Origin of the sequence: Vibrio sp. G-C-1 (assembly GCF_021728015.1) — a bacterium.
Lineage (GTDB): Bacteria > Pseudomonadota > Gammaproteobacteria > Enterobacterales > Vibrionaceae > Vibrio > Vibrio splendidus.
In genome coordinates, this window is sequence record NZ_JAKKCR010000008.1 from 106143 (window position 1) to 132834 (window position 26692).

The 26692-nt window shown below is 43.1% G+C and carries 21 protein-coding genes; 8 read left to right on the forward strand and 13 right to left on the reverse strand.

Annotated features, from left to right (window positions below):
• Positions 1-41: 41 nt before the first annotated feature.
• Together L3V36_RS13475 and L3V36_RS13480 are read left to right on the forward strand one after the other, a co-directional pair.
• Positions 42-1790 carry a formate--tetrahydrofolate ligase gene (locus tag L3V36_RS13475; protein WP_102447368.1) on the forward strand — a complete coding sequence of 583 codons (1749 nt, stop codon included), beginning with the start codon at positions 42-44 and terminating at the stop codon, positions 1788-1790.
• 237 nt (positions 1791-2027) lie between these two features.
• Complete coding sequence (locus L3V36_RS13480; protein ID WP_017082293.1) at positions 2028-3932, forward strand: diguanylate cyclase; 1905 nt, start codon at positions 2028-2030, stop codon at positions 3930-3932.
• 36 nt (positions 3933-3968) lie between these two features.
• On the opposite strand, the gene L3V36_RS13485 is transcribed toward L3V36_RS13480, so the two are convergent.
• Entirely contained in the window at positions 3969-4574 is a 606-nt protein-coding gene (locus L3V36_RS13485) for a beta-phosphoglucomutase family hydrolase (RefSeq protein WP_029224228.1), read from the reverse strand.
• Positions 4575-4661: 87 nt separating this feature from the next.
• Here L3V36_RS13485 and arfB point away from each other — a divergent pair, with 87 nt between their 5' ends.
• On the forward strand, positions 4662-5072 hold the full coding sequence (gene arfB, locus L3V36_RS13490; protein WP_004730912.1) for an alternative ribosome rescue aminoacyl-tRNA hydrolase ArfB: 411 nt from the start codon (positions 4662-4664) through the stop codon (positions 5070-5072).
• A 206-nt stretch (positions 5073-5278) separates the two neighbouring features.
• Here the strand turns inward: arfB and L3V36_RS13495 are convergent, their stop codons facing one another.
• The gene (locus tag L3V36_RS13495; RefSeq protein WP_004730913.1) at positions 5279-5596 is read right to left on the reverse strand and encodes a helix-turn-helix transcriptional regulator; all 318 of its coding nucleotides are present in this window, start codon (positions 5594-5596) and stop codon (positions 5279-5281) included.
• 201 nt (positions 5597-5797) lie between these two features.
• Between L3V36_RS13495 and L3V36_RS13500 the strand changes: the two genes are divergently transcribed.
• A complete protein-coding gene (locus tag L3V36_RS13500; protein WP_017086313.1) occupies positions 5798-6124 on the forward strand; it encodes a hypothetical protein in 327 nt (108 codons plus the stop codon).
• A gap of 122 nt (positions 6125-6246) precedes the next feature.
• Here L3V36_RS13500 and L3V36_RS13505 read toward each other — a convergent pair whose 3' ends face one another.
• From L3V36_RS13505 to L3V36_RS13515, 3 genes are all read right to left on the reverse strand, one after another.
• Positions 6247-7308 carry a serine protease gene (locus L3V36_RS13505; RefSeq protein WP_151417336.1) on the reverse strand — a complete coding sequence of 354 codons (1062 nt, stop codon included), beginning with the start codon at positions 7306-7308 and terminating at the stop codon, positions 6247-6249.
• Between the two features lie 264 nt (positions 7309-7572).
• Entirely contained in the window at positions 7573-8706 is a 1134-nt protein-coding gene (gene gcvT / locus L3V36_RS13510; protein WP_029223675.1) for a glycine cleavage system aminomethyltransferase GcvT, read from the reverse strand.
• Positions 8707-9200: 494 nt separating this feature from the next.
• On the reverse strand, positions 9201-9824 hold the full coding sequence (locus tag L3V36_RS13515) for an XRE family transcriptional regulator (RefSeq protein WP_017082298.1): 624 nt from the start codon (positions 9822-9824) through the stop codon (positions 9201-9203).
• 441 nt (positions 9825-10265) lie between these two features.
• Between L3V36_RS13515 and L3V36_RS13520 the strand changes: the two genes are divergently transcribed.
• The 3 genes from L3V36_RS13520 (at position 10266) to gcvP (ending at position 14958) form a co-directional block, all read left to right on the forward strand.
• Positions 10266-11558, forward strand: coding sequence for a serine hydroxymethyltransferase (locus L3V36_RS13520; RefSeq protein WP_017082299.1), 1293 nt, complete (start codon positions 10266-10268; stop codon positions 11556-11558).
• A 51-nt stretch (positions 11559-11609) separates the two neighbouring features.
• Positions 11610-11990 carry a glycine cleavage system protein GcvH gene (gene gcvH, locus L3V36_RS13525; RefSeq protein ID WP_004730871.1) on the forward strand — a complete coding sequence of 127 codons (381 nt, stop codon included), beginning with the start codon at positions 11610-11612 and terminating at the stop codon, positions 11988-11990.
• Between the two features lie 88 nt (positions 11991-12078).
• Positions 12079-14958: an aminomethyl-transferring glycine dehydrogenase gene (gene gcvP / locus L3V36_RS13530; protein ID WP_208774859.1), complete on the forward strand. Its 2880-nt coding sequence runs from the start codon at positions 12079-12081 to the stop codon at positions 14956-14958.
• A 352-nt stretch (positions 14959-15310) separates the two neighbouring features.
• On the opposite strand, the gene L3V36_RS13535 is transcribed toward gcvP, so the two are convergent.
• The gene (locus L3V36_RS13535; protein WP_102491741.1) at positions 15311-15850 is read right to left on the reverse strand and encodes a hypothetical protein; all 540 of its coding nucleotides are present in this window, start codon (positions 15848-15850) and stop codon (positions 15311-15313) included.
• An 879-nt stretch (positions 15851-16729) separates the two neighbouring features.
• Between L3V36_RS13535 and L3V36_RS13540 the strand changes: the two genes are divergently transcribed.
• Complete coding sequence (locus tag L3V36_RS13540; protein ID WP_208774861.1) at positions 16730-18112, forward strand: MATE family efflux transporter; 1383 nt, start codon at positions 16730-16732, stop codon at positions 18110-18112.
• A gap of 97 nt (positions 18113-18209) precedes the next feature.
• Here L3V36_RS13540 and L3V36_RS13545 read toward each other — a convergent pair whose 3' ends face one another.
• The 7 genes from L3V36_RS13545 to L3V36_RS13575 all read right to left on the reverse strand — a co-directional run bounded on the left by L3V36_RS13545 (position 18210) and on the right by L3V36_RS13575 (position 26471).
• Positions 18210-18773 carry a type II secretion system protein gene (locus tag L3V36_RS13545; RefSeq protein WP_267136746.1) on the reverse strand — a complete coding sequence of 188 codons (564 nt, stop codon included), beginning with the start codon at positions 18771-18773 and terminating at the stop codon, positions 18210-18212.
• A 362-nt stretch (positions 18774-19135) separates the two neighbouring features.
• Positions 19136-20662, reverse strand: a complete 1527-nt coding sequence (locus L3V36_RS13550; RefSeq protein ID WP_208774922.1) for a methyl-accepting chemotaxis protein — start codon at positions 20660-20662, stop codon at positions 19136-19138.
• A 453-nt stretch (positions 20663-21115) separates the two neighbouring features.
• Positions 21116-21742, reverse strand: coding sequence for a LysE family translocator (locus tag L3V36_RS13555; protein ID WP_017079152.1), 627 nt, complete (start codon positions 21740-21742; stop codon positions 21116-21118).
• A gap of 290 nt (positions 21743-22032) precedes the next feature.
• Positions 22033-22893: a delta-class carbonic anhydrase gene (locus tag L3V36_RS13560; protein ID WP_102446677.1), complete on the reverse strand. Its 861-nt coding sequence runs from the start codon at positions 22891-22893 to the stop codon at positions 22033-22035.
• A 356-nt stretch (positions 22894-23249) separates the two neighbouring features.
• The gene (locus L3V36_RS13565; protein WP_102446678.1) at positions 23250-23729 is read right to left on the reverse strand and encodes a hypothetical protein; all 480 of its coding nucleotides are present in this window, start codon (positions 23727-23729) and stop codon (positions 23250-23252) included.
• Between the two features lie 136 nt (positions 23730-23865).
• The gene (locus tag L3V36_RS13570) at positions 23866-24243 is read right to left on the reverse strand and encodes a VOC family protein (protein ID WP_017094262.1); all 378 of its coding nucleotides are present in this window, start codon (positions 24241-24243) and stop codon (positions 23866-23868) included.
• A gap of 191 nt (positions 24244-24434) precedes the next feature.
• Positions 24435-26471 (reverse strand): M4 family metallopeptidase, encoded by a 2037-nt coding sequence (locus tag L3V36_RS13575; RefSeq protein ID WP_017094261.1) that lies wholly within the window; start codon positions 26469-26471, stop codon positions 24435-24437.
• Between the last annotated feature and the right edge of the window lie 221 nt (positions 26472-26692).

The window sequence follows — 26692 nt, forward strand, 5'->3', positions numbered from 1 at the left end:
CGTTTACGTACCACCTTTCGGTTCTGATATAAGGATCAAATATGCTATCTGATATTGATATTTGTCGCTCTACTCCCCTTAAAAACATCAGTGAAGTTGCCAAACAAGCTGGCCTGCAACACAACGAACATCAGCCATTAGGGCAATACAAATCTAAAGTGTCTCTGACATCACTTGAACGCCTCGCCAACCAACAAGATGGTAAATTGGTCGTGGTGACCGCTATCACACCAACGCCTCTTGGCGAAGGCAAAACAGTCACTACTATTGGATTAGCACAAGGCCTCGCAAAGATTAACCAATCTGCGATGGCCTGCATTCGCCAGCCTTCAATGGGCCCAGTATTTGGTGTAAAAGGCGGCGCAGCGGGCGGTGGTTACTCTCAAGTCGCCCCTATGGAGCAATTAAACCTTCACCTCACTGGTGACATTCATGCCGTGACAGCCGCTCATAACCTCGCCTCTGCAGCCATTGATGCACGCTTATATCATGAACACCGTGAAGGGTTAGAAGCCTTTGAAGCACGTTCAGGCTTAAAAGCGCTCAACATTGATCCTAGTAGAATCGTTTGGCGACGTGTACTGGACCATAATGACCGTGCATTACGCATGATCACAGTAGGCAAAAACGAAGCAGACAAAACAATTAATGGCCTTGAACGGGAAGATGGTTTTGATATCTCAGCCGCTTCAGAGCTGATGGCTATTCTCGCTCTTGCCGATGATCTGCAAGACCTACGCAAGCGTATCGGCCGTGTCGTACTCGCATACAGCAATCAAGGTTCGCCATTAACCGCAGAAGACTTCAACGTCGCGGGCGCTATGACAGTAACCATGAAGGACTCTATTGAACCAACATTGATGCAAACCCTTGAAGGCGTTCCTACTCTAATACACGCGGGGCCTTTCGCTAACATCGCACACGGTAACTCATCTATTATTGCTGATAAGATCGCGTTAAAGCTGAGTGACTTCGTCGTGACAGAAGGTGGTTTCGGCTCAGACATGGGTTTTGAGAAGGCGTGTAACATCAAGGTGAAAGCGTCGAACAAGAAGCCCGATTGCGCCGTAGTTGTCGCAACATTACGCGGATTAAAAGCCAACTCTGGTTTATACGATTTGAGACCGGGTACTCCATTACCTGATTCAATCTTTAATGACGATCAAGACGCGCTCACAGCAGGCTTTGAGAACCTTAAATGGCATATCAACAACGTTAAACAATACCAAGTACCTACTGTCGTAGCGATCAATCGATTCCCACAAGATTCAGCTCAAGAGCTCGATGCTTTGAAACAAATGATCATCGACTTTGACCCAAGTGTCAGCGTTGAAGTAAGTGAAGCTTTTGGTCAAGGTGGCGAAGGTGCAATTCAGTTGGCTCACGCCGTGGTAAAAGCATGCCAAACAGTGAGTAAATTTAAGCCTTTGTACTACTCTGAGCAAAGCTTAGAAGAGAAACTGATGGCAGTCGCTGAAGTCGGATACGGCGCAGCAAGTATTTCACTATCACCACTGGCAAGAAAACAACTGACTGAGTTCAACCAACACGGCTATGGCGACCTATCGGTTTGTTTGGCAAAAACGCCATTATCGATTTCAACAGAAGCTCAAATAAAGGGTGCACCCACTCAGTTTGACGTACCCGTTAGAGAGTTGAAACTGTGTGCTGGTGCCGGCTTCATCTACGCTTTGTGCGGCAACGTAATGACCATGCCAGGCTTACCTGACAAACCGGCTTTCATGTCATTAGATATTGATAGTAATGGAAATATTATCGGCCTAAGCTAGGTGTCCTTAACTAGATAAACGGCAATTAATCGCGATTAATTAGGCTCAAGTTTCAGAGCGGCGTTCTATATTTAGCAATCATTTCCTAACGAAGTGATTGCTCAACAATCAAGCTTAAATGCAAAAAGTTGCACTAAAATCGTAGTTATATGCAAATCTTGTTTTAAGTTCTGGGTTAAGATCACATTAAAAACCCCATAAAATATATAGTATTGCGCTGATTCTTTGAGGACAGTGATGAATACGAGTATAAAAAAACTAGTCAGCCAATTTCTATGCACCATATTTGCCCTAGGATTAGTCCCTGCCCTCTACATCAATTCTGAACTTGACAGAATTGATGCTCAGCATACTCTAAATATTAAGCAGTCTAGCCAAAACCAAATCGAATACAGTTTTCACGAACTGGCCGTTATTGTTGAGCAAATATCTAATTCTGTTCCTTCTATCGCAGACTCTCAAACGTTACTTCGCGCAATTGAAGAACCATCAATTGTTCATAAACAAGCTCTGCAAGATCTGTGGGTGATGTTAGCTCGCGGACAACAATACTATTCTCAACTTCGCTATCTCGACCTAGAAGGTAACGAGGTTTACCGTATCAACTACAACAACAAGAAAGCGACAATAGTTCCTGAGAATAAACTGCAGAACAAATCAGCTCGTAGCTACTTTAAAGATCTCCACCGACTGAAGATTGGAGAAGTAAGCTCCAACGGTATCGATTTAGAGATTGAGAATGGTGAAGTCGTCCACCCTTTGATGCCAGCCCTAAGGATAATGACACCCGTCGCCTCAGAAGATCGTATTATTGGCTACTTTATTGCTAACCTTAATATGCTCGAGGTCTACGACCGCCTTCTTTATCAAATCGGTACATCATCAGCCGTCCCTGTCATTCTTAACAGAACCGGACATGTCATCATGGGCCCTGATATCGAAGAATCGTTTGGGCATCTTATTGAATCTCGTTCAGATAAAACCTATGCGAAGCTTTACCCAGAGCTTTGGAAAGCCATTCAAGAAAATACCTCTTCTAGCTACTTTGATGGTAAAAACTGGTATTTTCACTCAGATATCAGCCCTAAAATAAAGCAATTTAAAGGACCAATTTATTTGGTTCTTCATGTTGAAAACCAACAATTTAGCAGCCAATACCGACAAGAAAAACAAGCCATATTCGTACAGATCATCACCTTATCTTTCTTAATTTCGATGATCTCAGCAGGTTTTGTGCTTTGGAACAGTAACCATAAAAAGAACAGCATCGATAGCCAACTGGCTAAAGCCGCGATGAATGGCATGTCAGCCTTGGTAATTACTGACCGAAATAACCGAATCATCAAAGTAAACCAAGAGTTTACTCGCGTGAGTGGTTACGATTTGGAAGATGTAAAAGGACGTCAGCCTTCGATGTTTGCCTCTGGTCGCTACAATCAAGAGTTCTACATCAAGATGTGGAGCATTATCACCAAGACGGGAGTTTGGGAAGGTGAAGTGGTCAATCGCCGTAAAGACGGGTCTTTGATCACTGAAATACTACGAATCCAAACCATCAAAGATTCGAAAGATGTGATTCAGTTTTACGTCGCTTCTTTTGTCGATATTAGTAAACATAAAGAACTCGAAAAAAAGCTCAGAAATCTAAGTGAAAAAGACGCATTAGCTGGTTGCTGGAATCGAAGAAAATTTGACCTTGAACTTCGTGACGAATGTTCTCGTGTTAATCGTTACCCTACTCGCGAACAATCTTGCTTAGCTATCTTGGATATTGACTACTTCAAACGCATTAACGACAGATTTGGGCACGATTACGGTGATCGAGTCATTCAAACAGTCGCTCAAGTACTTCAGCGTGAATGCCGTGAAACAGATTTTGTTGCTCGCATTGGTGGCGAAGAGTTTGGTGTTATTCTGCCTCACACCACAACAGAAGGAGCTGAATACGTTCTCAACAGGCTGAGAATTGCTGTCAGCCTTGAACTCGATAACGTAGTCACTGTGAGTGGCGGCATTACTAACATCACCAATGATCCAGCGCTGAACTACAAGTGCGCTGATTTAGCGTTATACGAAGCTAAAGCAGCAGGTAGAAACAATGTATGCTTATTCCTAGACAAAGAAATGAGTGAAATAGCCTAACAATAGACAGTACAAGCACTCTTGTTAGGCTCTCGATCAACTTGGGGCCGGGTAAAACTCTAACTTGTTCCCTTCTACCACCAGAATACAATCCATCTTCGCAGCATGAGCGGCTTGTTTACCTAAGTTCGTATCTTCAAACACAACACACTGCTTTGGCTGTAATCCCATACCAAAACACGCATCTAAGAAGGTATCTGGGTTAGGTTTGTGATTCTTAACGTCTGTTGCTGTCACTAGGATATCGAGCTTGCTCAAGATATCTGTTTTGTCCAACAACTGTTCTGCACTTTTACGTTGGCTACCCGTCCCGACGGCAATCTTCTTGCTACCTAAATTTTCTAATAACAGAGAATGCGTACAAGGGATGATATCTCCTTTGTCTTCAATCGCAGCAAACGACGCCATCTTAAACGTAGAAACCGCTTGTGGGTCGAGCGATAAACCGTATTTACTGTTCACCTCACCCGCGATCTTATAACTCGGCATGCCACCTAAGCTATGCAGCCAAGACGCTTCAAAATGAAAACCGAATTCTTCAGCCGTTTGCTGCCACGCCTTTACATGTGCTGGCATTGTATCGATCAACGTACCGTCCATATCAAAGATTAATCCTTCATATGCCGTTAAATCTATTTTCATCACTACTACCACTCTTTGAGAAAGTTACTGATACCATAACCAATATTCAGTATCATGACCCCATATTACCGTTCAAAATGGATGTTTATGTTACAAATATCTAACTCTGTTTCGATTCAAGACTGGGAACTCCAGTTAACTGCGATCAGAGCACAAGGAGCAGGCGGCCAAAACGTCAATAAAGTATCGAGCGCGATACATTTACGTTTTGACATCAAGCACTCCACCCTACCAGATTTCTATAAAGAGAAACTGCTTGCACACAAAGATAGCCGCATCACTAAAGATGGCGTGATTATCATTAAGGCCCAGCAGTATAGAACTCAAGAACAAAACCGTGATGATGCTTTGGTGCGTTTGAAAGAACTTATCTTGGAAGCAACAAAAGTTCAAAAAGTGAGACGAGCAACTAAGCCGACGCGTGGCTCTCAGAAAAGACGTTTAGAAGGAAAGAAACAACGAAGCACCACTAAGCAACTGCGTGGAAGAGTAGAATAATTGTTTCATGTCATCAGTGAACACGTCACCCATGAAACAACCGTTCTAACTCTATTTTCTTGAACAAAAACGGATACCTAACGCTATTTATTTGCAGGCTATTTGTTCGAAGTATTGATTCAAAGCCTATTCGTTCGAACGCTAGGCATTCGAAATCTAGGTATTAAAAAGCTAGGTATTCCAAAATAACCTAATGGAACAAAACTCTACTGCTGTTTTTTGACCGACAAAATCAGCTTGATTAACAACATGCGCTCTTCGCTGGTCAGTAAACGACTGACCGCCGCTACGTCTTCCGCTGTCGCTTGTGATGCGCCAACAACATCCAGTACCACATCCAAATCGGTAACTTTCAACGTCCTCGTGAGCGAACGATACTGAGACATTTTGATATCAGCTTCACCACGTTCGATTCGTTGATAGGTTTTTAAACTCATTCCCGCACTTGAGGCTAATTTTTCCTGGGACAAATTAGCGAGCTTCCTACGATCAATCAGCGCCATGATTATGGGTTCTTGTGACATAAGCTTATCCTCAATAGACAGTTATGACCTAATTTCAGCAAGAAGCAGACCATATTGACTCGCAACGGTTTACATACGCCATTAAAGGCATATTATTCGATTATTAAAAAACGTTACGTTTCATAAACTTTGACACTTAGATCGGTCGTGAGCGTACAGGCTAGTAAACTTGAATATTCAAGTGTTGGGAAATAAGAAAAATTGCAAATTGCGAATAATGAAGACGTCAAATTGGAAATTGCGAATCGCTATACATTGGCATTTCCTTGCATAAAGCACGCATTAGAATCAGAAAATACCCGCAATCAAATTATCGCGGTACAGCATAGGCTACTCACTTACAAAGAAGTGTTGTTGCACGGGAACATGTTGGAAGACAAGGAATTAAGACAGGCTTTTTCTGCGTTGAACCAAAATGAAAAAGATGTCGCGCAAGGTGGCATCAAAAGCATCAATGATGCGATAAAAGAGATGGATGAGATTCTAGAAAGGTACAGTAGAAAAGTGTCTTCTGGTTTGTGCGTCTAGTCTATTGATATCAACGAGTAGCACCAAACTCTCAACGGCTTAAACGAATAGAACAAAACAAAAACGGCCAGTCATTATTTAATGACTGGCCGTTTGTTTAACTAAGATAGGGAAGTAGTAATCTAACGAGATATCACTCGTCTAAACCCACCTAGTAACATCAACGCACCTAACAAGCCAAATGATAAACTGCCCCCGCTGCCACCAGAGCCAGATGAAGTTCGTGCATTAACATAAGCCGTTCGCTTAGCATCTGTTGCAGAAATTCGAACCGTTTCAGAACTACTAATTACACCATTAGCTACATCTGTAATCCAATCTCTGTAGTCATAGATTTCAGTGAATACCGATGTCACACTAGAGCTACCACCACAAACTGTTGGACCAAAACTGGTAATCCCAACTTGTTGGTAGGCAGAACCATCCCACCAATATACCGGCCCACCAGAATCACCCTGACAAGTACCACCATACAAATTTGAGGCTCCCTGAGCACCACTAAAACATATTTGTTTCTGCGTTAACGATACACCATCGGTAAACACACCTGCACAAACATTATTTTCAACATATGTGAGGTCAACTTTTTGAAGACGGTTAGTCGTATCTTGACCTGTTGCCGTATCTCCATGACCAACAGCGACAAATTGACTACTAGAGCTTCTATAAAGTTCAGAGGAAGGAGGAATTATGTTCGCACCGATATTGAGTGATGTTTCAAGCTTTAAAATAGCAACGTCATTTGGTAATAACTTACTTAAACTATTCGAATAATCACTGCGATAATAAACCTCTGCCACTCGAACTTTCTGAATATTACCATTCGGAAATTCAGACGTATTCTCTAGTTGGGGAACAACCGTAGTAAAAAGCTGAGCATTCTCGTCACCATAGATACAGTGCGCTGCCGTTAAAATATGGGTTGGGTTAAGAATAGTCGCTCCACAGTAAGGGTCTGTTGAGTAAACACCGTCATAACCACTACGATCAATGAACAAGCTTGCTATCGAAGGAAACTCAATGACCGAAGCATTGCTACCATTAACGATATAAGGAGTGACACCAACATCAGGAGTACTTTCGACCGTGTTTTCCGTCGCCAATACACTAGATGTATAAATGAACGGTGCCAATAGCACTAAAACGGCTTTACGAACCGGACTCACTGTATAGTTCACATTCATAGTCAACTCCTTGTAACCACTACGACTTATTTATAAAAATGATATGTGGCACCATAACACGACATAACCCTGAGTATAGTAAGTATTTGTAACGATATGGCCACACCTCTCATTTTATTAACAAATTTATAAACAACTTATCTTAGCCAATCATCCTAAGTTTTATACGCTGCGAAAAACAAAAAAGCCTACCGTTAACCCCCTCAAATACAGAGAAGCAAACAATAGGCTTTAATTTAACTTAGTGGTTTCTCTTAAAAGAGATTAGCCACGGTAGTAACGTTGAGGTACGAAAGGCATTTTTTCTACTGTCATTGGTAGCTTCTTGCCACGAACGTCAGCGAATACTTCAGTGCCAATTGCTGCTAGGTCTGTACGAACGTACGCCATAGAAACTGGCTTGCCTGCGTTAGGGCCAGCAGTACCACTTGTTACAACGCCAATCTTGTTGTCTTCAGCATCGAACAATTCAGCACCTTCACGTACTGGTGCTTTAGTTTGACCAACAAGACCAACACGTTTACGTTGAACATCTTTCGTTGCGATTTGCTCAAGGATGATATCAGCGCCTGGGAAACCGCCTGCACGCTCACCGTCAGTACGACGAACTTTTTGAATACCCCATAGAAGGCTAGCTTCTACTGGAGTAGTTGTTGTATCTAGGTCGTGACCGTATAGACATAGACCACACTCTAGACGAAGCGAGTCACGAGCACCAAGGCCAATCCACTCTACTTCTGCTTCTGATGTTAGCTTACGAGCAAGCGCTTCAGCGTGATCGTTCGGTACTGAAATCTCATAGCCATCTTCACCCGTGTAACCACTGCGGCTCACGATGCATTCAACGCCGTCGATATCAACTTTTTGAACGTCCATGAACAGCATGTCAGCAACGCTTGGTTGGAAACGAGCTAGAACTTCAGACGCTTTAGGGCCTTGAAGCGCTAACAGAGCGCGATCATCAATCACTTCCATTTCTACGTCAGCTGGAAGGTGCGCAGTTAGGTGGTCGATATCTTGTGTTTTACAAGCCGCGTTCACAACAACAAACAGGTGATCGCCTAGGTTAGCCACCATCAGGTCATCCATAATGCCGCCCTGCTCGTTGGTAAAGAACGCATAGCGCTGCTTACCAGAAGGAAGGTCAATAATATCTACAGGAACCAAAGATTCTAAGACAGCTGCTGCGTTTGCGCCATGAAGACGAAGTTGCCCCATGTGAGAAACATCAAAAAGACCGGCAGCATCACGAGTGTGTAAGTGCTCTTTCTTTACACCTAGTGGGTACTGAACTGGCATATCGTAGCCAGCGAAAGGAACCATTTTTGCACCCTCTTCAACATGAAGTGCATGCAGTGGTGTTGTTAGTAGGTCTTGATTAGCGTGTTCTTGAGTCATTTTCTTCTCCATGAAGCGTTGCAGGCTGTCCAAAGTCGAGTCTGCCGCTTATATCTCTATTTAGAGTCGCCTCTAACGATAAGTCTCATCATTAGTCACCTCAGCGTATTCGCGTTAGTCACCTTGACGTCTTAACCTTAGAAACAGTAGATAGTAAAAAGTGATGTCTTTTATATAGGCTTATATCGTTAGCTTGATAAATCAGGTTAGCTGTACAAAAGCTCTACAAGTCACTTTCTAAGAATTCACTTCAGTAAACTTCAATCAACATGAGTAAACCGTGTTCACTATAATAAACAAGCCTGAGTCAGTTTTACACCCTTAACAATAGTAAAACAGTTCAAAATGTGACATTTAACAATTTAAAAACAATTTTTCGATGCATACAAAAACGCGATATTGATGATTATCACATCAATATCGCGTTTGTTGGCTAACGTTAGAAACAATAGCAAACGGTTGCATTCACTATAAGAAATTCCAACTTTGTTAATTTATTTTGCTGTCACCCACAAAATGAGCGCGTCTTCTGCGCTGGTCGAGATAAGCATGTGACCCATATTGGCATCGTAATACATGCTATCACCTTCACTCATTGGCACAGGTTCATAGAATTCTGAGTAGAACATCACATCACCAGAGATGATCATCAAAAACTCTTCACCGTCGTGACGTACCCAATCGTTATACTCTTCAAAAGTACGCGCTCTCACGCGACTCTTAAAGGGCATCATCTTCTTATTAGACAGCTCTGTTGCAAGCAGTTCATGCTCGTACGTTGGGGTTGGGTGAGGTTTACCTTGACCGGCCTTAGTTAAGTCACGACGCCCTGTTGCGACCTTTTTCCTTGGTGGCTCAAACAGTTGGGGCATGTTTATTTGTAAGCCCATCGCTAGCTTTTGCATCGCTTGGAAGGTTGGAGAGATTTGCTCGTTCTCAATTTTGCTGAGCGTAGAGCGAGCTAAACCAGTACGTTGGCTCGCTTCTTCTAACGTAATCCCAAGCTTGCCGCGGATATCTTTAATACGCTGGCCAAGCCTAAGTGGTTCGATATTCTGGTCTAACGTTTCCTTCGCCAACGTTAAAGATGGGTACTCATCATAAATGTCTTCTGACATAGGTCCCTCATTAAATTCTTGCTTCCTGTCTATTAATTTCATTGTTGCATGAAGCGCTTTGTTGATTAAAGAGCACACAGAGAAATAAAGCGTGCTCCCCGTAGCAAAACAAGAAAAGTTGTTTCCTATTGGAAATTTTTGTTGAAAATTGATTTTATCGGAGCTATGTTATCGACTTGTTAGATGAAGAGATGCTACTTCGGCTTGCAGCAAATGATAGATTTAACATTTGTAAGAGCTGTTTTTTACCCGAACTTTTTGGGAAACAATTCGTGCTGCATTGACCCTACAACGATCGCTTAGACGCTGTAAGAGTATATTTATAACGCAATTCACGTTTATCTATACCTATATAGCGCAAACGATACCGATGCAGAAATCAACGTAAGACCTAATGGACTATAAAAATAATCACCATTAGCTTAATGAAAGGTCTCGACAATGAACGCTTACCAAAACCATAGCTTAGACAGTTTTTTCACTACGAACCTATCTGGTACTGACGACGCAGTATTTGCTGGCATCCAAGCAGAGAACACTCGTCAAAACGAACAAATCGAACTTATTGCTTCTGAGAACATCGTTTCTAAAGCAGTAATGCAAGCTCAAGGCACTTGCCTAACCAACAAATACGCAGAAGGCTACCCAGGCCGTCGTTACTACGGTGGTTGTGAGCACGTAGATACAGTTGAGGCTATCGCGATTGAACGCGCAAAACAGCTGTTCAAATGTGAATACGTAAACGTACAGCCTCACTCTGGCGCTCAAGCAAACGGTGCAGTTAAACTTGCGCTACTTCAACCTGGCGACACTATTCTAGGTATGTCTCTTGACGCTGGTGGCCACCTTACACACGGTGCGCGCCCTGCAATGTCTGGTAAATGGTTCAACGCCGTTCAATATGGCGTAGACCGCGACACACTTGAAATTGATTACGAAGCGGTTCGCGCTTTAGCAATCGAAAGCCAACCTAAAATGATTATTGCTGGTGGTAGTGCTATCCCACGCGTTATTGATTTCGCTAAGTTCCGTGAAATCGCTGACGAAGTTGGCGCTATCCTAATGGTTGATATGGCACACATCGCGGGTCTTATCGCGACAGGTGCTCACCCTAGCCCACTACCACACGCACACGTTGTTACTACAACAACGCACAAAACACTTCGTGGCCCACGCGGCGGTATGATTCTGACGAACCACGAAGACATCAACAAAAAGATCAACTCTGCAGTGTTCCCTGGCCTTCAAGGCGGCCCACTAATGCACGTTATCGCGGCTAAAGCAGTGGCGTTTGGCGAAGCACTTGGCCCAGAATTTAATACTTATATTGATTCAGTGATCGACAACGCAAAAGTTCTTGCTGAAGTGTTGCAAACTCGCGGTTGTGACATTGTGACAGGCGGAACTGACACGCACCTAATGCTGGTTGACCTTCGTCCTAAGGGCTTGAAAGGTAACGTAACTGAAGAAGCATTAGAGCGTGCAGGGATCACATGTAACAAAAATGGCATACCATTCGATACAGAGAAGCCTATGATTACTTCTGGTATCCGTTTAGGCACGCCAGCTGGAACCACTCGTGGTTTTGGCACTGAAGAATTCAAACTTATCGGTGAATGGATCGGCGATGTACTTGATGGCTTAGTTGAAAGCCCTGAAGGCAATGCTGAAGTTGAGCAACGTGTTCGCAAGCAAGTTAAAGAGCTTTGCAAGCGCTTCCCTCTTTACCGTTAAACCGTTTTTAAGATTTAAATTAAAACCTCATAAATTTTTGGAGAATAAGCAATGGACAATACACTAAAGTTTGCAGACAGCCACGAGTGGGTAAAAGACAACGGTGACGGTACTGTGACTATCGGTATTTCTGAGCACGCTCAAGAGATGCTAGGTGACGTTGTGTTTGTTGACCTGCCTGACACTGGAGACGAAATCGAAGCTGGCGAAAGCTTCTCTCTAGTTGAATCAGTGAAAGCAGCTTCTGATATCTACGCACCAATCTCTGGCGAAATCGTAGAAATCAACGAAGAATTAGAAGATAGCCCAGAGTTAATTAACGAAGAATCTTATGAAGGTGGTTGGATTGTTAAAGTGAAGATGTCTGATGCGTCTGAACTAAACAACCTTAAAGATGCGGAAGAATACCTAAGCTCTATCGAAGAAGACTAATAGGTTCCTCATTACGATAAAGCTGCTCTTTAGAGCAGCTTAATTTTAGGGGCTAGCTCACGGCTCCAAAGAGAAAGTAGAACATATCATGACTGAATTACTTCAAAGCCAATTACTAAAAGACTTGGGTACTCAAAACGAGTTTGTTGCTCGTCATAACGGCCCTAATAAAGCAGACCAGCAAAAAATGCTTGATGCGATCAACGCGACTAGCTTAGACGCTCTGATCGACGAAACGGTTCCTGCACAAATCCGTCTTGAAAAACCAATGACACTTGCTGCGCCACTGAGCGAAATGGACATGCTGACCTCTCTTAAAGAGATCGCTAACCTAAACCAAGTGAAACGTACTTTCATTGGCCAAGGCTACTACAACACATTCACTCCAAACGTTATTCTACGTAACGTTTTAGAGAACCCAGGCTGGTACACAGCTTACACACCATACCAACCAGAGATTTCTCAAGGTCGTCTTGAAGCTCTACTCAATTACCAACAAATGGTAATGGACCTAACAGGTATGGAAATCGCGAACGCATCCCTTCTTGATGAAGCGACAGCGGCTGGCGAAGCAATGACACTGTGTAAGCGTGCTGGTAAAAGTAAGAGCAAAGTATTCTTCGTTGCTGACGATGTTCACCCTCAAACACTAGAAGTTGTTAAAACTCGTGCTGAGTACATCGGTTTTGAAGTAATGGTTGGTGCTCTTGAAACACTTCCAGAGCAAGACGTATTTGGTGCGCTTCTTCAATACCCTAGTACAACGGGTGAAGTACGTGACCTAACAGACATCATTGCGAAAGCTCAAGCTAACAAAACACTGGTTACAGTTGCTACTGACCTACTTGCTTCTGCTCTACTTAAACCTGCGGGCGAAATGGGTGCAGACGTAGTAATCGGTTCAGCGCAACGTTTCGGTGTTCCTATGGGTTACGGCGGTCCACACGCTGCATTCATGGGTACTCGTGAAAAGCATAAGCGTACAATGCCAGGTCGTGTAATCGGCGTATCTATCGATACTCACGGTAACCAAGCGCTACGTATGGCAATGCAAACTCGTGAGCAACACATCCGCCGCGAGAAAGCGACATCGAACATCTGTACAGCTCAAGCACTTCTAGCAAACATGGCGTCTTTCTACGCGGTTTACCACGGTGCAGAAGGCCTACGTACTATTGCTCGTCGTACACACCACATGACCGCTATCCTAGCAGCTGGCCTGACTAAATCGGGTTACGAGCTAACGAACAACAGCTTCTTTGATACCATCACGATCAACTCTGAAGAGAAGACAGATGCACTGTACGCGAAAGCGCAAGCAGCAGACATCAACCTTCGCCTTCTTAAGGGTAAGATCGGTATCAGCTTAGATGAAACAACAACGATCGATGACGTGAACGCACTGTTCGCAATCTTCGACGTGAAAGAAGACGTTCAAGCACTATCTTCTGACATTGCATCAAACGAGTTTGCCGCAATTCCAGAAAACTGCCGTCGTGAATCAGAGTTCCTAACTCACCCAGTATTCAACACGCACCACAGCGAAACGCAAATGATGCGTTACCTAAAACAGCTTGAGAACAAAGACTTCTCACTAACGCACGGCATGATCCCACTGGGCAGCTGTACGATGAAGCTGAACGCTGCTGCTGAGATGATTCCAGTAACATGGCCTGAGTTTGGTTCAATTCACCCATTCGCACCTCTTGATCAAGCAGCAGGTTACACAGCGCTAGCAAAAGATCTTAAAGAGAAGCTATGTGAAATCACCGGTTACGACGATTTCTCACTACAGCCTAACTCTGGTGCATCTGGTGAATACGCAGGTCTAATCGCGATTCAACGTTACCACGCAAGCCGCGGTGACGCTCACCGTAACGTTTGTCTGATTCCAAGCTCTGCGCACGGTACTAACCCTGCAACAGCATCAATGGTTTCAATGAAGGTAGTGGTTGTTAAGTGTGATGAAGATGGCAACATCGACATGACAGACCTAGCAGCGAAAATCGAGAAGCATAAAGAAAACCTATCAAGCATCATGATCACTTACCCTTCTACGCACGGCGTATACGAAGAGCAAGTGAAAGAAGTGTGTGAACAAGTTCACGCAGCGGGCGGTCAGGTTTACCTAGACGGCGCTAACATGAACGCTCAAGTAGGTCTAACTTCACCTGGCTTCATCGGTTCAGACGTATCTCACTTGAACCTACACAAAACATTCTGTATCCCACACGGTGGTGGCGGTCCGGGTATGGGTCCTATCGGTGTTAAATCGCACCTAGCACCTTTCCTACCAGGTCACATCGAAAACGGTGTACAAGGTTCTGACTACGCGGTATCAGCTGCAGATCTAGGTAGTGCTTCAATCTTACCTATCTCTTGGGCTTACATCGCAATGATGGGCGAACCTGGCCTAACAGACGCAACGAAAGTAGCGATTCTTAACGCGAACTATGTGATGGAGAAACTACGTCCTCACTACCCTGTTCTTTACCGTGGCACTAACGGCCGCGTAGCGCACGAATGTATTATCGATATTCGTCCACTTAAAGAAGACACAGGCATCAGCGAAGAAGATATTGCTAAGCGTCTAATGGACTTCGGTTTCCACGCGCCTACTATGTCTTTCCCAGTTGCTGGCACACTAATGGTAGAGCCAACTGAATCAGAAGATTTAGAAGAGCTAGACCGTTTCTGTGAAGCGATGATAGCAATCCGTCACGAAATGGCAGCAGTGAAAGCGGGTGAATGGCCACTAGACAACAACCCTCTAGTGAACGCACCGCACACACAAGTTGACCTTTCAGGCGCAGAATGGGATCGCCCTTACTCTCGCGAACTGGCTTGCTTCCCATCGAAAGCAACCAAGAACTCGAAGTACTGGCCAACAGTTAACCGTGTAGACAACGTATACGGCGACCGTAACCTAATCTGTTCTTGCCCAAGCATCGACAACTACGAAGATTAATTTTTGTAGATTTTAGATAAACAAAAGCGAACCATTTGGTTCGCTTTTTTTGTTTTTCAGATTATATGACTAAGAAAGCATTGACCTTACCGTAAGGGAAAGGTTTAAGGTTGAGTGAAACCAACGATGACTTAGGAACTGATTATGGGATGTTGCAATAAAGCGCCAAAAGGTGGAGCCCCTCTTGGCTTGCTTCTAAAAGTAACGCTTGGGATTGGTCTTTTTGTTTTTCTTCTGGCTTTGTGGCAGTAGGAGGCTTATATGGCGCTAGATTTGAAGCTAAGAAGTGGTGGTATGCAAAAGCTAGATTGCGCCAAATTGCTATTGGCGCCGTAGTAGTTACTATTTTGATTTATAAGTCATTTTTAATTTTCCGAGTGTCTGACATCCACCACTCACACATGTCCCAATAGTCAAGCTTAGTAGCCTCATTACCCATACTTTTGCGTATTTCTATCAAGAATGTCCCAAGTAGTCTCATCATATCTTTTAAGAAGTTTTCAGGTTGACCATTTTCATTCATGTTGTATAGATATTGCATCATATCGTTGTATGCTTTTACAACCTCATCATTTGCCATTAAAGCAAGCTTGAAGCCTAACCGCCTATATTCTAGAGTTAGCATCTTGGCAGAGCCTACATCAGCCTTATTTTTACCTCTATTTCTTTTATCCATTTCCCATGCAGCATCAGACATGAGAATGATAATAAACGGTTCTAATATTTGATTATAAATATCAATCCGGTCATCTCGAAGCTTATTCTCTAGCTCAATTTTACGCTCTATGTTTTGCTTAATTTTCCAACCAACCGAAGATACAACAAGCACTATTATGGGGGTGGCAATACTCCCTATTGCAGTCACTACATCTAACCAATGTTTTTCTTCCATTACCACTCCTAAATTTTATGATGTCGCGATTGGGATAACGCCCACGAAAGATGTGAGCAATACAATGTTTTGCGAATCACTCTTATACAATTTATATGAGCTTGGGACTTATCAATAAATACTGACCTGATCCCTTACGACCTCTAAAGTGATTAATAAATGAAGAAGCCGATGGGTTGAGTCTAGGAGAACCCTATCACTAACCTTAACAACCCAGTGCCAATGGTTCCCTGCTCGCAAATTTACTTTCACTATGGATGGCGCAATGACATTGTTCTAAGATACAAACCTTTGCGTTTCGCAATAAATCCCAGTGTATCTAAAACTCTAATGAGATCTTTGTGCATAGTGTAATACTGTCCATCAACCACCAAGTGATACTGATTGAAAACTTCTTCGACACGTTCACATGGTAATCCTGTAACCATTGCTATACATGCAACCCGCAGTCCCCTTTCATATATTTTCTTTGTACTACTCGATTCATCAATTTCTCCGAGAGCCTTAAAAACTAATAGACTGAAAAATTCTATATTTATATCAAAAGAATTCCACGCATACACTTATGCGACCAATTGTACTAGCCTTTGTCTTTCCATAACAATCACTTATACCGTTAGATTAGTGATTATCGTGGCAAATATAGAAATTATCCATCTAGCATGATTCACAATAAATCAATAACTTACGTGAGTTGGTATTGTGTTTTGACCATCAGAATCTGCCCCTACATCAAAGCTAGTGAAACTCAATAAATCCAATGCTTGACCCTATACGGTAAGGTGTTTATATTGTCGCCCGCCCAACGGGGCACATCCTAAAATACACACCGGCCATCCTGCCATCATTCGTGTATTTATATTGGTGTTGTGAACTTCCATGCTAACGAAACTTCGTCCTTTTACTCGTGAATCGGGTGCGCTTATGCATCTTTCGATTCCAATCATTTTGACTCAAATAGCGACCCAAGCGATGGGATTTGTCGATACGACAATGGCTGGCCAAGTAAGCCCTGCCGACCTCGCCGCTATTGCACTTGGCACTAGCCTTTGGATCCCAGTGTTGCTGTTACTGCGTGGCGTGATTATGGCACTAACGCCTGTTGTCGCTTACCACCGCGGCGCACGTGACTTTCAAAGTATCTCTGTCGAGTTCTTCCAGATGGTTTGGTTGGCATTAATCGCGAGCGTACTGCTTATCGCTTACTTGGTGAGTGCGAAACCGATCTTAGAATGGATTGGCGTAGCCGCTGAGATCATTCCAATTGGCAGTGACTATGCGTTTGCCCTAGCCTTTGGTGTGCCGGGTATTGCCCTGTTCTACACCTTGAATGGCTTCTGTGAGGGTATGAACAACACCAAAGTACCAATGATCATTTCTGTGGTTGGTTTGTTGGTGAATATTCCGGTCAACTACGTGCTTATCTACGGTAAGTTCGGCTTCCCTGAAATGGGCGCTGTGGGTTGTGGCTGGGCGACAAGCTTAGTGTATTGGTTAATGTCGGGAATGCTGTATTCCTACATTAAAGGTCATCACCACTACAAGACCATCATCAAGTTTTCAGATGCGAAGCCAAAAGCAAAAGAGATGCTACACCTTCTAAGATTAGGTTTACCTATCGGGATGAATATCGCGGTGTGTGGCAGTATCTTTGCGGTAATCGCTCTGATGATTGGCCGTATTGGTGCAGAGAACGTGGCAGCGGCGCAAATTGCTCTGAATATATCGAGCCTGACATACGTGATTCCAATGAGTATCTCATTTGGCATTACAATTCGTGTTGGGCATGCACTAGGCAAGAAAGATGAACTAGGCGCAATTGAACGCAGCAAAGTCGGTATCTTAGTTGCAGCATTAATCTCGCTTCTTTCAGTAGCGATGTTCTTACTGTTCCCTGAGTGGATCATTAGGCTTTACACCACCGACCCTGCAATAAGCGCTACAGCAGCGGTATTGTTGACCTTTACGGCGATGTACCAATTCAGCGATGCATTACAAACATCGGCTAACGGTGCATTACGTGGCTATAAAGACACTAAGATCCCAATGATCTTAGCCATCGCTTCATATTGGGGCTTGGCACTGCCACTCGGCATGGTGCTAGGACTAACAGACCATATTGTTCCAGCAATGGGTGAAGAAGGCTTTTGGATTGGTATCCTAACGGGATTAAGCGTTTCAGCGACGCTGATGCTAATTCGCTTGCGATACGTGATTAAGAAGCGTGACTTGCCACCAGCAAGTGCGGCAATAGCAAACTAAGATTGACCAATAAGCTAATACAAAAAAGCGCGTTACTACCAACTCGTAATAACGCGCTTTTTTATTGAATTTCTATAAACCAGATGATGTGCTTGGTTTAACACTCATCGTTCATAACACGAACTGTACACTCACAACCATCTACTGGACATGTGTCTCCACTTGTCCTGCCGCCAAAAGAATCATAGATAACATAACAACCCGAAGGTAAGGCATCGTCGGTAATGTTATTGCTGTTCAGGTCTGCGTAGCTAAAAGGTTGATTGTATCCGACTACCGTATGTCTATTTCCATAATCTGAGATAATACTGTCATCATCTGACAATGTGAGGAAATCGAGCATGTTCAATTTGTCACCAGACTCCCCTCGGCTTTCTGGGCAAAGTGTTCCCCAATCGACTTCAACACTACCAATACCAAAATCGATTACGTAGTTGCTCTGATCTCCTGGGTTTGTTGCGTCCGGATTAAGCCCAACGATAATGGCCTTAGACGTAACTTGCGTGATTACCCCTTCCATTGCACCTGCAACACCTTCAAGCACCGCTTCTCTCGCTGACTCTTGGATATTAAGAAACCTTGGAGCTGCTGTCACAGCTAAAACACCGAGTATCACGATAACAATGATTAATTCCATTAACGTAAAGCCGTTTTTCTTCATAACACCCACATCAACTGACAACTACAGATACAATTACTGAATGAATTATCAATAACTATACATCGTGATGAGATGCGGAACACCTTCTGTGTCGCGTCAAAGTTGTTGTTTAGTCGATTTTTAGACCTTACGCATGGGAGGATGAAAATTAGCGCCTTGTTGTCGCTGTCTTATTTGATCGCGTTGTTTTGAATGAGCTAAATTGTCACGATATTACACTGCAGGTACATTCTTCATTTCTATTGCGCTCTATCGGAGTATCTGCGTCTGCATATCGCAAAAAAATAGCGCTCATGTATGACATAAGCGCTATTAAATAACTGGAGACTCAACACTTCTCTCAAAGAAATATGTTGGGAAGTCTAGATTTTAAATGAACCAACATAACGATCGAGAACTTGTGACAACTCTGCCAGCTGCTGACTTGATTGCTCTAACTTCTCACTTGCGCTCAAACCGTTTTTGACTGAGCTATTAACCGTATCCATGTTCATATTAATTTCATTCGCTACCGCTGACTGCTGCTCCGTTGCCGTTGCGACTTGCGTATTAATATCAAGAATAGCCAAAACTTGCGTGGAAATTTTTTCCAAAGCTTGGCGAGCCATTTCAGTTTCAGTCGTACCCTCTTCAATTAAGCTCTTACTATTACTCATCGAACTAACAGCGTTCTTAGCTTCGGTTTGAAGTTGGTTGATCATAGTGTCAATTTCATCGGTCGACTGTGCTGTTTTTGTCGCAAGGTTACGAACTTCGTCAGCAACAACCGCAAAGCCTCGACCAGCTTCACCAGCACGTGCAGCTTCAATCGCAGCGTTGAGTGCTAGCAAGTTTGTTTGCTCAGAGATACCTCGAATAACGTCAAGAATAGTACCGATCGACTGAGTATTATCAGCAAGGCTCACGATGATGTTAGAAGCACTATTCATTTCGGCTTCAAGGTTTGCAATCGAATTTGTGGTCTTCTCGATCGTCTTATGACCTTCTTGAGTTTCACTTGCCGCCATGTTTGCCGCGCTTGCAGCACCAGCCGCGCTAGACGCAATTTCATTAACCGTGGCGATCATTTCATTCATAGATGTCACGACCAACATGGTTTGTTCGTTCTGCTCTTGTCCTCTTTGCAATGCTTGCTGTGACTGTTCACGAAGCCCAATAGCGGTGCTATTTAATTCAACACCCGTATTCACTGTTTGAGTAATAATCTCGTGCACCTTGCCAACGAACACATTGAAAGCCGATGAGATTTGAGCAACTTCGTCATTCCCTTTGATAGGCAAACGTACTGATAGGTCACCATCACCTTCAGAAATATCGTGTAATGTGTTTTTCAATACTAAGAGAGGCTGCATCAGTTTGCTAAGAAGAAGCGATAGAACAACGAGACAAACAACAAAAATGAAAACCATTGAAGCGAGCTGGTAGCTAATAATACCGTTCGTTGCTTGGCTAACCTCTGTGATAGGAATGCCGATATCAAAGGTGCCGTACAGCTCACCGTTGACGTAGATAGGTGCCATGATGTCAAACACCCACACTTGTTGAACATCAGCGTACCATTTTGAATACTGTTGGACGCCTTGGGTTGCGCCTTTAACGGTATAGCTATCTTCGTAAACTTTATTCAGTTTATTTTTGTCGCTGTGTGCAACAGCACTTACGTTACTATCAATAACAATGGCATAAGTGACATCAGATCGCTGTTTCAGCTCACCCACCAGCTTTTGTAAATCTTGAACTGGGTTGTCCGAATTCTCTAAGATATACCCAGCATTTCCAGCCAAGAATTCAGCTTGAACTTGAGATTTGTTCAATATTATCTCATCGATTTTTTCACTTGAAATGAAATAGGTTGACGCCATACTCGCAGCGACTGCAATGCCAAACATAATAAAAACGGCAAATAGGATTGTTTTCTTCATTTAGGTTGTCTCGACGCAAGTTTGTTAAAAATTCTCTGAAGGTTTCAATAACTGAAACCAAAGCTCGCACGTTCTGTCTCGTGTTAGAGCTCCCACTAATCCTTTATCTGTCAAAATCTCGATAACTTTAGCTAAATCATATAAAAAACATATGTTAGTCACACATCTTTAACACGCAGACAAGTCCAACTCGGAACCTACATTTGGAAATCTAATTAATAAGTAAAGCCGTCGCTTAATAAGTACATTTGTATGGATAGTCGATTTCACGTATCGAGTCGCAGAGTTGATATCTGATGAAATGTTAGGGCTTGGTGTAAACAGTTTGCTTAGGGTTACTTAACCTTATCGCTTGTAGTTAACGCCATAAAGCAAAAAAGGCGAACCATTCGGTTCGCCTTTCTACATGAAGAATCGTGCTTATCGATTTATCGCCAAATATGAGCCAGCCGCGATCATTATTCCACCAGCACTTTGATTTAATCTTCTATGCGCGCGTGGCGTTTTTAACAAACCTGCCATTCTGCCCGCTCCTACAGCGATAAGCATTAAACCGGACATTAGAGCAACAGATGCTAAACCAGAAACCAAGACAATATCTTGTGAGCGCAGAACTGTCAGATCAATGAAAGTCGGCAAGAACGAAATATAAAACAGAATCACTTTAGGGTTTGAAGCTGAAATCAAAAAGCCTTGCGCGAAACTTGCGAGTTCGGATTTCTGACTCTGTTTGGCAGCAAGTTCCGCAGAGCCTTGCACTTCAGGTAAGCTCTTAAACATCTTATAGCCCAAGTAAATCAAATAAGCTGCACCAACGTAGCGAATCACCTCAAACGCAATCGACCAATTCTCGGCAATCGTTGCTAGACCGAAACAGGCAAGTGCAAGATAAATAAGATCACTGCATATCATCCCTAACGAGAGAGTGATGCACTTTCGCCAACCATTAACCATGCCTCGAGCTAAAATGGCAAATACGCCAGGCCCCGGAGTAATACCAAATATAAACATGGCAATAAAGAATGTAATCGCACCTTCTAGTGACATTAGACTGTCCTTATCTATAACCCAACATAATTGATCATGAACGTATCATGGAGCTTCGATTCGCGTAAAGAACGTTTTTGACTAAGCGCGTTTAACACAACTCATGTTTTGAATAAGTGTGACACGTAATTTCCCCACCACACCTAAACCCAGCCTTAACCCCAAGCATAAACTTCAACTTAAACCAGTCACCAATCACCAATCACCAAAGTGTCTTTCGTTAAGACACAAAAAAGGCGAACCTGTAGGATCGCCTTCGTAAACGATGATCGAAAATCAACGTAACAAGATTAGTTAGCGATTGGAGACAGTAACTCAGGGTTTACGACTATATTTCTTACACCGTGGGCGTGATCTTCGTTAAAGTCATTACCTTCACACCAGCTACCCACTGTCGCGATATTTACTTTCGCGACTTGTGGTCTAACGCTCCATGTTACTTGGAAAGGTGAACCTTGCTCATTGTAACCAGGACCCGTTGTAGAGCCTGCGTATTGAATCGCTGACCCCGTATTTTGTGGAATATTTGGTGCTTGGTTTAAACCGTTGACTTTAGAGTGTTTCGCTAATGCTTCAAAGTCGAGAGCTTTATCGTCATTAACTAATACATAGACTTGAGTTTCAACACGCAATTGTGGATTGGTAATCGCGTCGTTAAAACAAGCGCCCAGTGTTTCGCCCGGTTCGACTTGCGCCGTTGAATAAACATAGTGAACTTCAATGGTGTCCCCCGAATGCAAAGAACCATGATCGCTCGGACAAACCTTGCCCTCAAATGGTTTCAGCTCAGCTGAACTCAACTTACCTGTGTATTTAAAACCACTCTGGAAGCCCTTCCCATCACCATTGCCAGCGTATTGAGTAAACTCGCCGCCTTTGTGCTCAGCGTTCTTATGGAAGTGAATATTACATAAGTTCATTGCTGTTGAATCAGGGGCATCCGAAAACAGTCTGGTATTTGTTCCTTTCAATGAACCCAAATCTCGTGGAGCTTGCGGGCCAAAACCTTGCCCTTGGGTGTTTTCAGAAAGCTTCGCTCTTTGTTCTGCGATAACACCATCTGAGACAGACTCATGGTTCGTGTCAGATGCATTTGCTTGAGCAGACAACATCACCATCGCGACGCTTAAAAACACACTCTTGTTGTTCATATTTCCTCCCTAGAATATTGATAACTAAACCTAAACCGAACCTAACAGCAAACATCTTACTATGCTCACATATGAATATAAGAGTTGTCTTTGTAAGATTAGATTTCATTGCTTACTTTCGGATGAGTATTAGAACCCTTGATGCATATAACAAGTCAAACAGATTAAATTCGGCGAGTCCCTTCCAGAACTAATAATTTCCGACTTTGTTGACTGTCGTCTGACTCAAACGCTCAGATAAGTGGACACGATGATTAGGCGCAACGCTGGCTAGATTTAGGATCAAAAAAGGCGAACCACTGGGCTCGCCTTCACGTTTAATTCTATCTATTAGGTTGGCATTCTTAGTTAACGGTTTAACCATTACCGGTGGCAAATATCCCAAACGTCATGACGTTTAATGCATCTGTCACGCCCTCTAGTGATTTAATCACGGTCTTAGTCGGTTGGTTATGACGAATAAAATAGCTTCCGATGCCTTTTTCACCGCTACTGTTAGCATCGCTTTCAGTTGTTTCCGTCGCTGCTATTTGAGAGGGTTCCACAGATTCTGGCTCTGCATTGGCGTGAGTTATCGTGTCATTATTTGAATCAAGGTTTGAGTTTGATTCATGATCAGTTATTGGTTGATGATTAACGAACGATTCATGGGAAGATTCAACGTTGGTCTCAGCACTTGTATCAATTGCAACATCGATATTACTCTCCCCTTCCAAGCTTTTCGACATAGCGTCTTCGTTGCTCAATGTATTGTCGTCTAGCTGATTATTACTCGCTGAAGAACAAGCTGTTAAGAAAAATAGGCTAACGATGAATATGAGTAAGTTTCTCATCATAGTGATAAAGCACGAATTAATAAAACATCGTTCGATTGTAATTTATTTGATTGACTACATCCAGCACCAAGCAGCGTAAAAGTGAAATGTCATGTACTTGAAGAGTAAAGAAAAGCGTACGATTGTAGGTCTATAACTAATAATTCGAGACTTCAATCAGGTTGCCATCAGGATCTCGAATATAAACGGAAACAATTTTTCCCGTCGCACCGGTTCGCTGTACTGGTCCCTCCTCTATCACGACGCCTTGCGCTTGGATATGTTCGGCAACTTCAGCAATTGACGTATTGGTAATAAAGCAGAGATCTGCACTACCGACCTGCACACGCCTCGCCTTTGGCTCGAACTCGCTACCACTGAGGTGTAAATTGATCTTCTGCGTCCCAAATGACAACGCCAACCTGCCCTCGCCAAATTCGATAGGCTTCATTCCAAGTACCCGTTGGTAAAAATCGACCGTAACTTGTAAATCTTTCACGGTTAATACCAAATGATCTAAATGACTGATTTCCAATTTAATCGTCCTTGTCTCGTCGTTACTAAATGTTGAATATTAAATGCTGAATAACGCTAAGTTACATACTCTAATGTTAGATTTACTAACACAAGATAAGCGTACATCTTCACTTCTCACTTTGAACGAATAAAGGGAGCACTGACTGCGCTCCCTTATCATAGGTATTACGTCACTTTAAACCGTTTTAACTAGTAACAAGCACCTTCAAATACCCAATACCAATAATTATCGAACGGATCTGCACCCCAATTGTCCGCCGATGCGGTGAATCGGTGGCCATAATATTGAACAGCCGCACCAGTAGGATAGTAGTAGTTTGGATTCCACTCTTGAAGGTTGTCACACAAGCCTTGTGGTTCTGGTTCTGGCTCAGGCTGAGGAGTTTCTATGTCAGCACTCACAGCAACATACGCATCCATCGAACCTTGAGTCCCAGCAGCCATCACGTATACGTCACTTCCCTGTATCCCATTAAAACCACAGTATTCACGGTTACCTTGATTGGTCGAAGAACAATCATAGTCATTGATCGTTGCTGGTCGACCGATTGCAACGTACATATCGACATCGCCGTAGCCATTATAAGTCTGAATCCACACTTCATCAGCCGGCGCGTTCTTAAGCACAAATTGTTGTTGATTCTCACTTTCGCCTTGTATAGGCGTTGGTGTATTGATCTCTAGCTCTACAACACCCGGAGTTGGAGTTGGCGGGTTAGGATTTGGATTTGGCTGGCCCGCACCACAGTTTTGAACATCAATACCTACCTGACTAAACGCTGAACTTACAGCTGAGGTTTCATAACCAAGATCTTTAGCGGCTTTGCAGACACCGTCAGCACCTTGTTGAAAATCCGAGTTAGGTGTCCAGTAAAGCTGGTTAGCCGTCGCGTAGGCCTTGAACGCTTTTTTAATACCCCAGTTATTACTTGTCGACAAATGGTAGAACGCTTTATTAAAGACCCCTGAACTGTGGTGTACATCAATGCCGCTATAGTATTGGTTGACGTGGTCAATAGATATACCATCTTGGCTTGGTTGAATGAAGTAACGCATTGCATCACTATTTTTCATTACATGCTCGCCCATCTTCCAATTGAAGCTACCGTGCACAAATTCACTTAATGCGGCAGCGGCCACATCTGAGAAAGATTCATTCATACCGCCTGACATTCCACGGTACTCAAGTCCGGAGTTTTGTTCAGTAAAACCGTGGCTCACCTCATGGGCAATTACATCCCATGTCGCTAACGGGTACATAGATTGGTCGCCATCACCAAATGTCATTTGTCGACCATCCCAAAATGCGTTCCCATAGTTTGAACCATAGTGAACACGCATCGTGAGTTTTTGCTTAATCGGACGTGTATTTAGCCAATCTTGGTACATGTCGAATACACGTTGTCCAAAATAATGAGCGTCATTCATAGGCGCATAAGCACCATTCACTGCGCGATAATTGTTAACGTTCACGCTATTGTTACCGTTACAACTAAACCGATGTATTTGTCCTGAACTCTGCTGATTGTTCATGTTCAGAGTGACAACATTCTGGCTGTCCATTTGGCAATTCGAGTTAACTTGAAATCCTCCAAATCCCGTATTTGAACCAAAATAGTAACGACCGCTTTTCTCGTTTCCACCAGGCCCCTCAGCTTCAATGAAAGCAATGCCTTCCCACTGATCGAGTAACTCTCCCGATTTCGCATCAACAAGCGTAATTGGTCTTGAAGGCCCCATTCCTTTGGTTTGTAAGAAATCAATCTTGTAGATGAGGCGTGCTTGTTCCTGTTGATCAAGCCAGATAACAAGCTCGGTATTAGGGTCACGAATGGTCGCTGCTGCAATACCTTTGTGCTTTGATTTCGCAATTTCAACGGCTTGTTTAGCGTTAATCAGCGGTAGTGTTGAACCAATATCAGACTCGATGCCTGTTAAGACTTGGCCATCAACGGCTGTTGCAATACCTTGCCTAGAAAGATCCACGACCACAGATTGTCCGTAAACAGGTACTCCATAATGGAATTGCTTCTTACGTAACAACGTTGTTGTATCTATGTTGACTTGGGTTATATCTTGATAAGAAAGCGGCTCACTTACGGCTGTAAACCCTTGTTTTGTATTATTAAGTACTTTAGACAAGTCAACTTTTGAATAGTCGACAACGTTGGCAGCTTGAGACGTGAAAGCTATCGGAAATAGCATTAGTAAATGTGTACTACGCATACATCACCTTTATAATTATGTTTTAAAAATTCATCAACTCGATGAGCGCACATCTTAACGATAGATATTACACATAATAAAATTAACTTAGTTGCATATGCGATGTTAATTCAAAACATAATTAATGAAAGGTAGCTAATTGAGACATACAGTCAGAAAAATAAATGAAATCTGATGGTTAGTTAAATTTACTACTGGATAGTTTCGATAGATAGCATGCT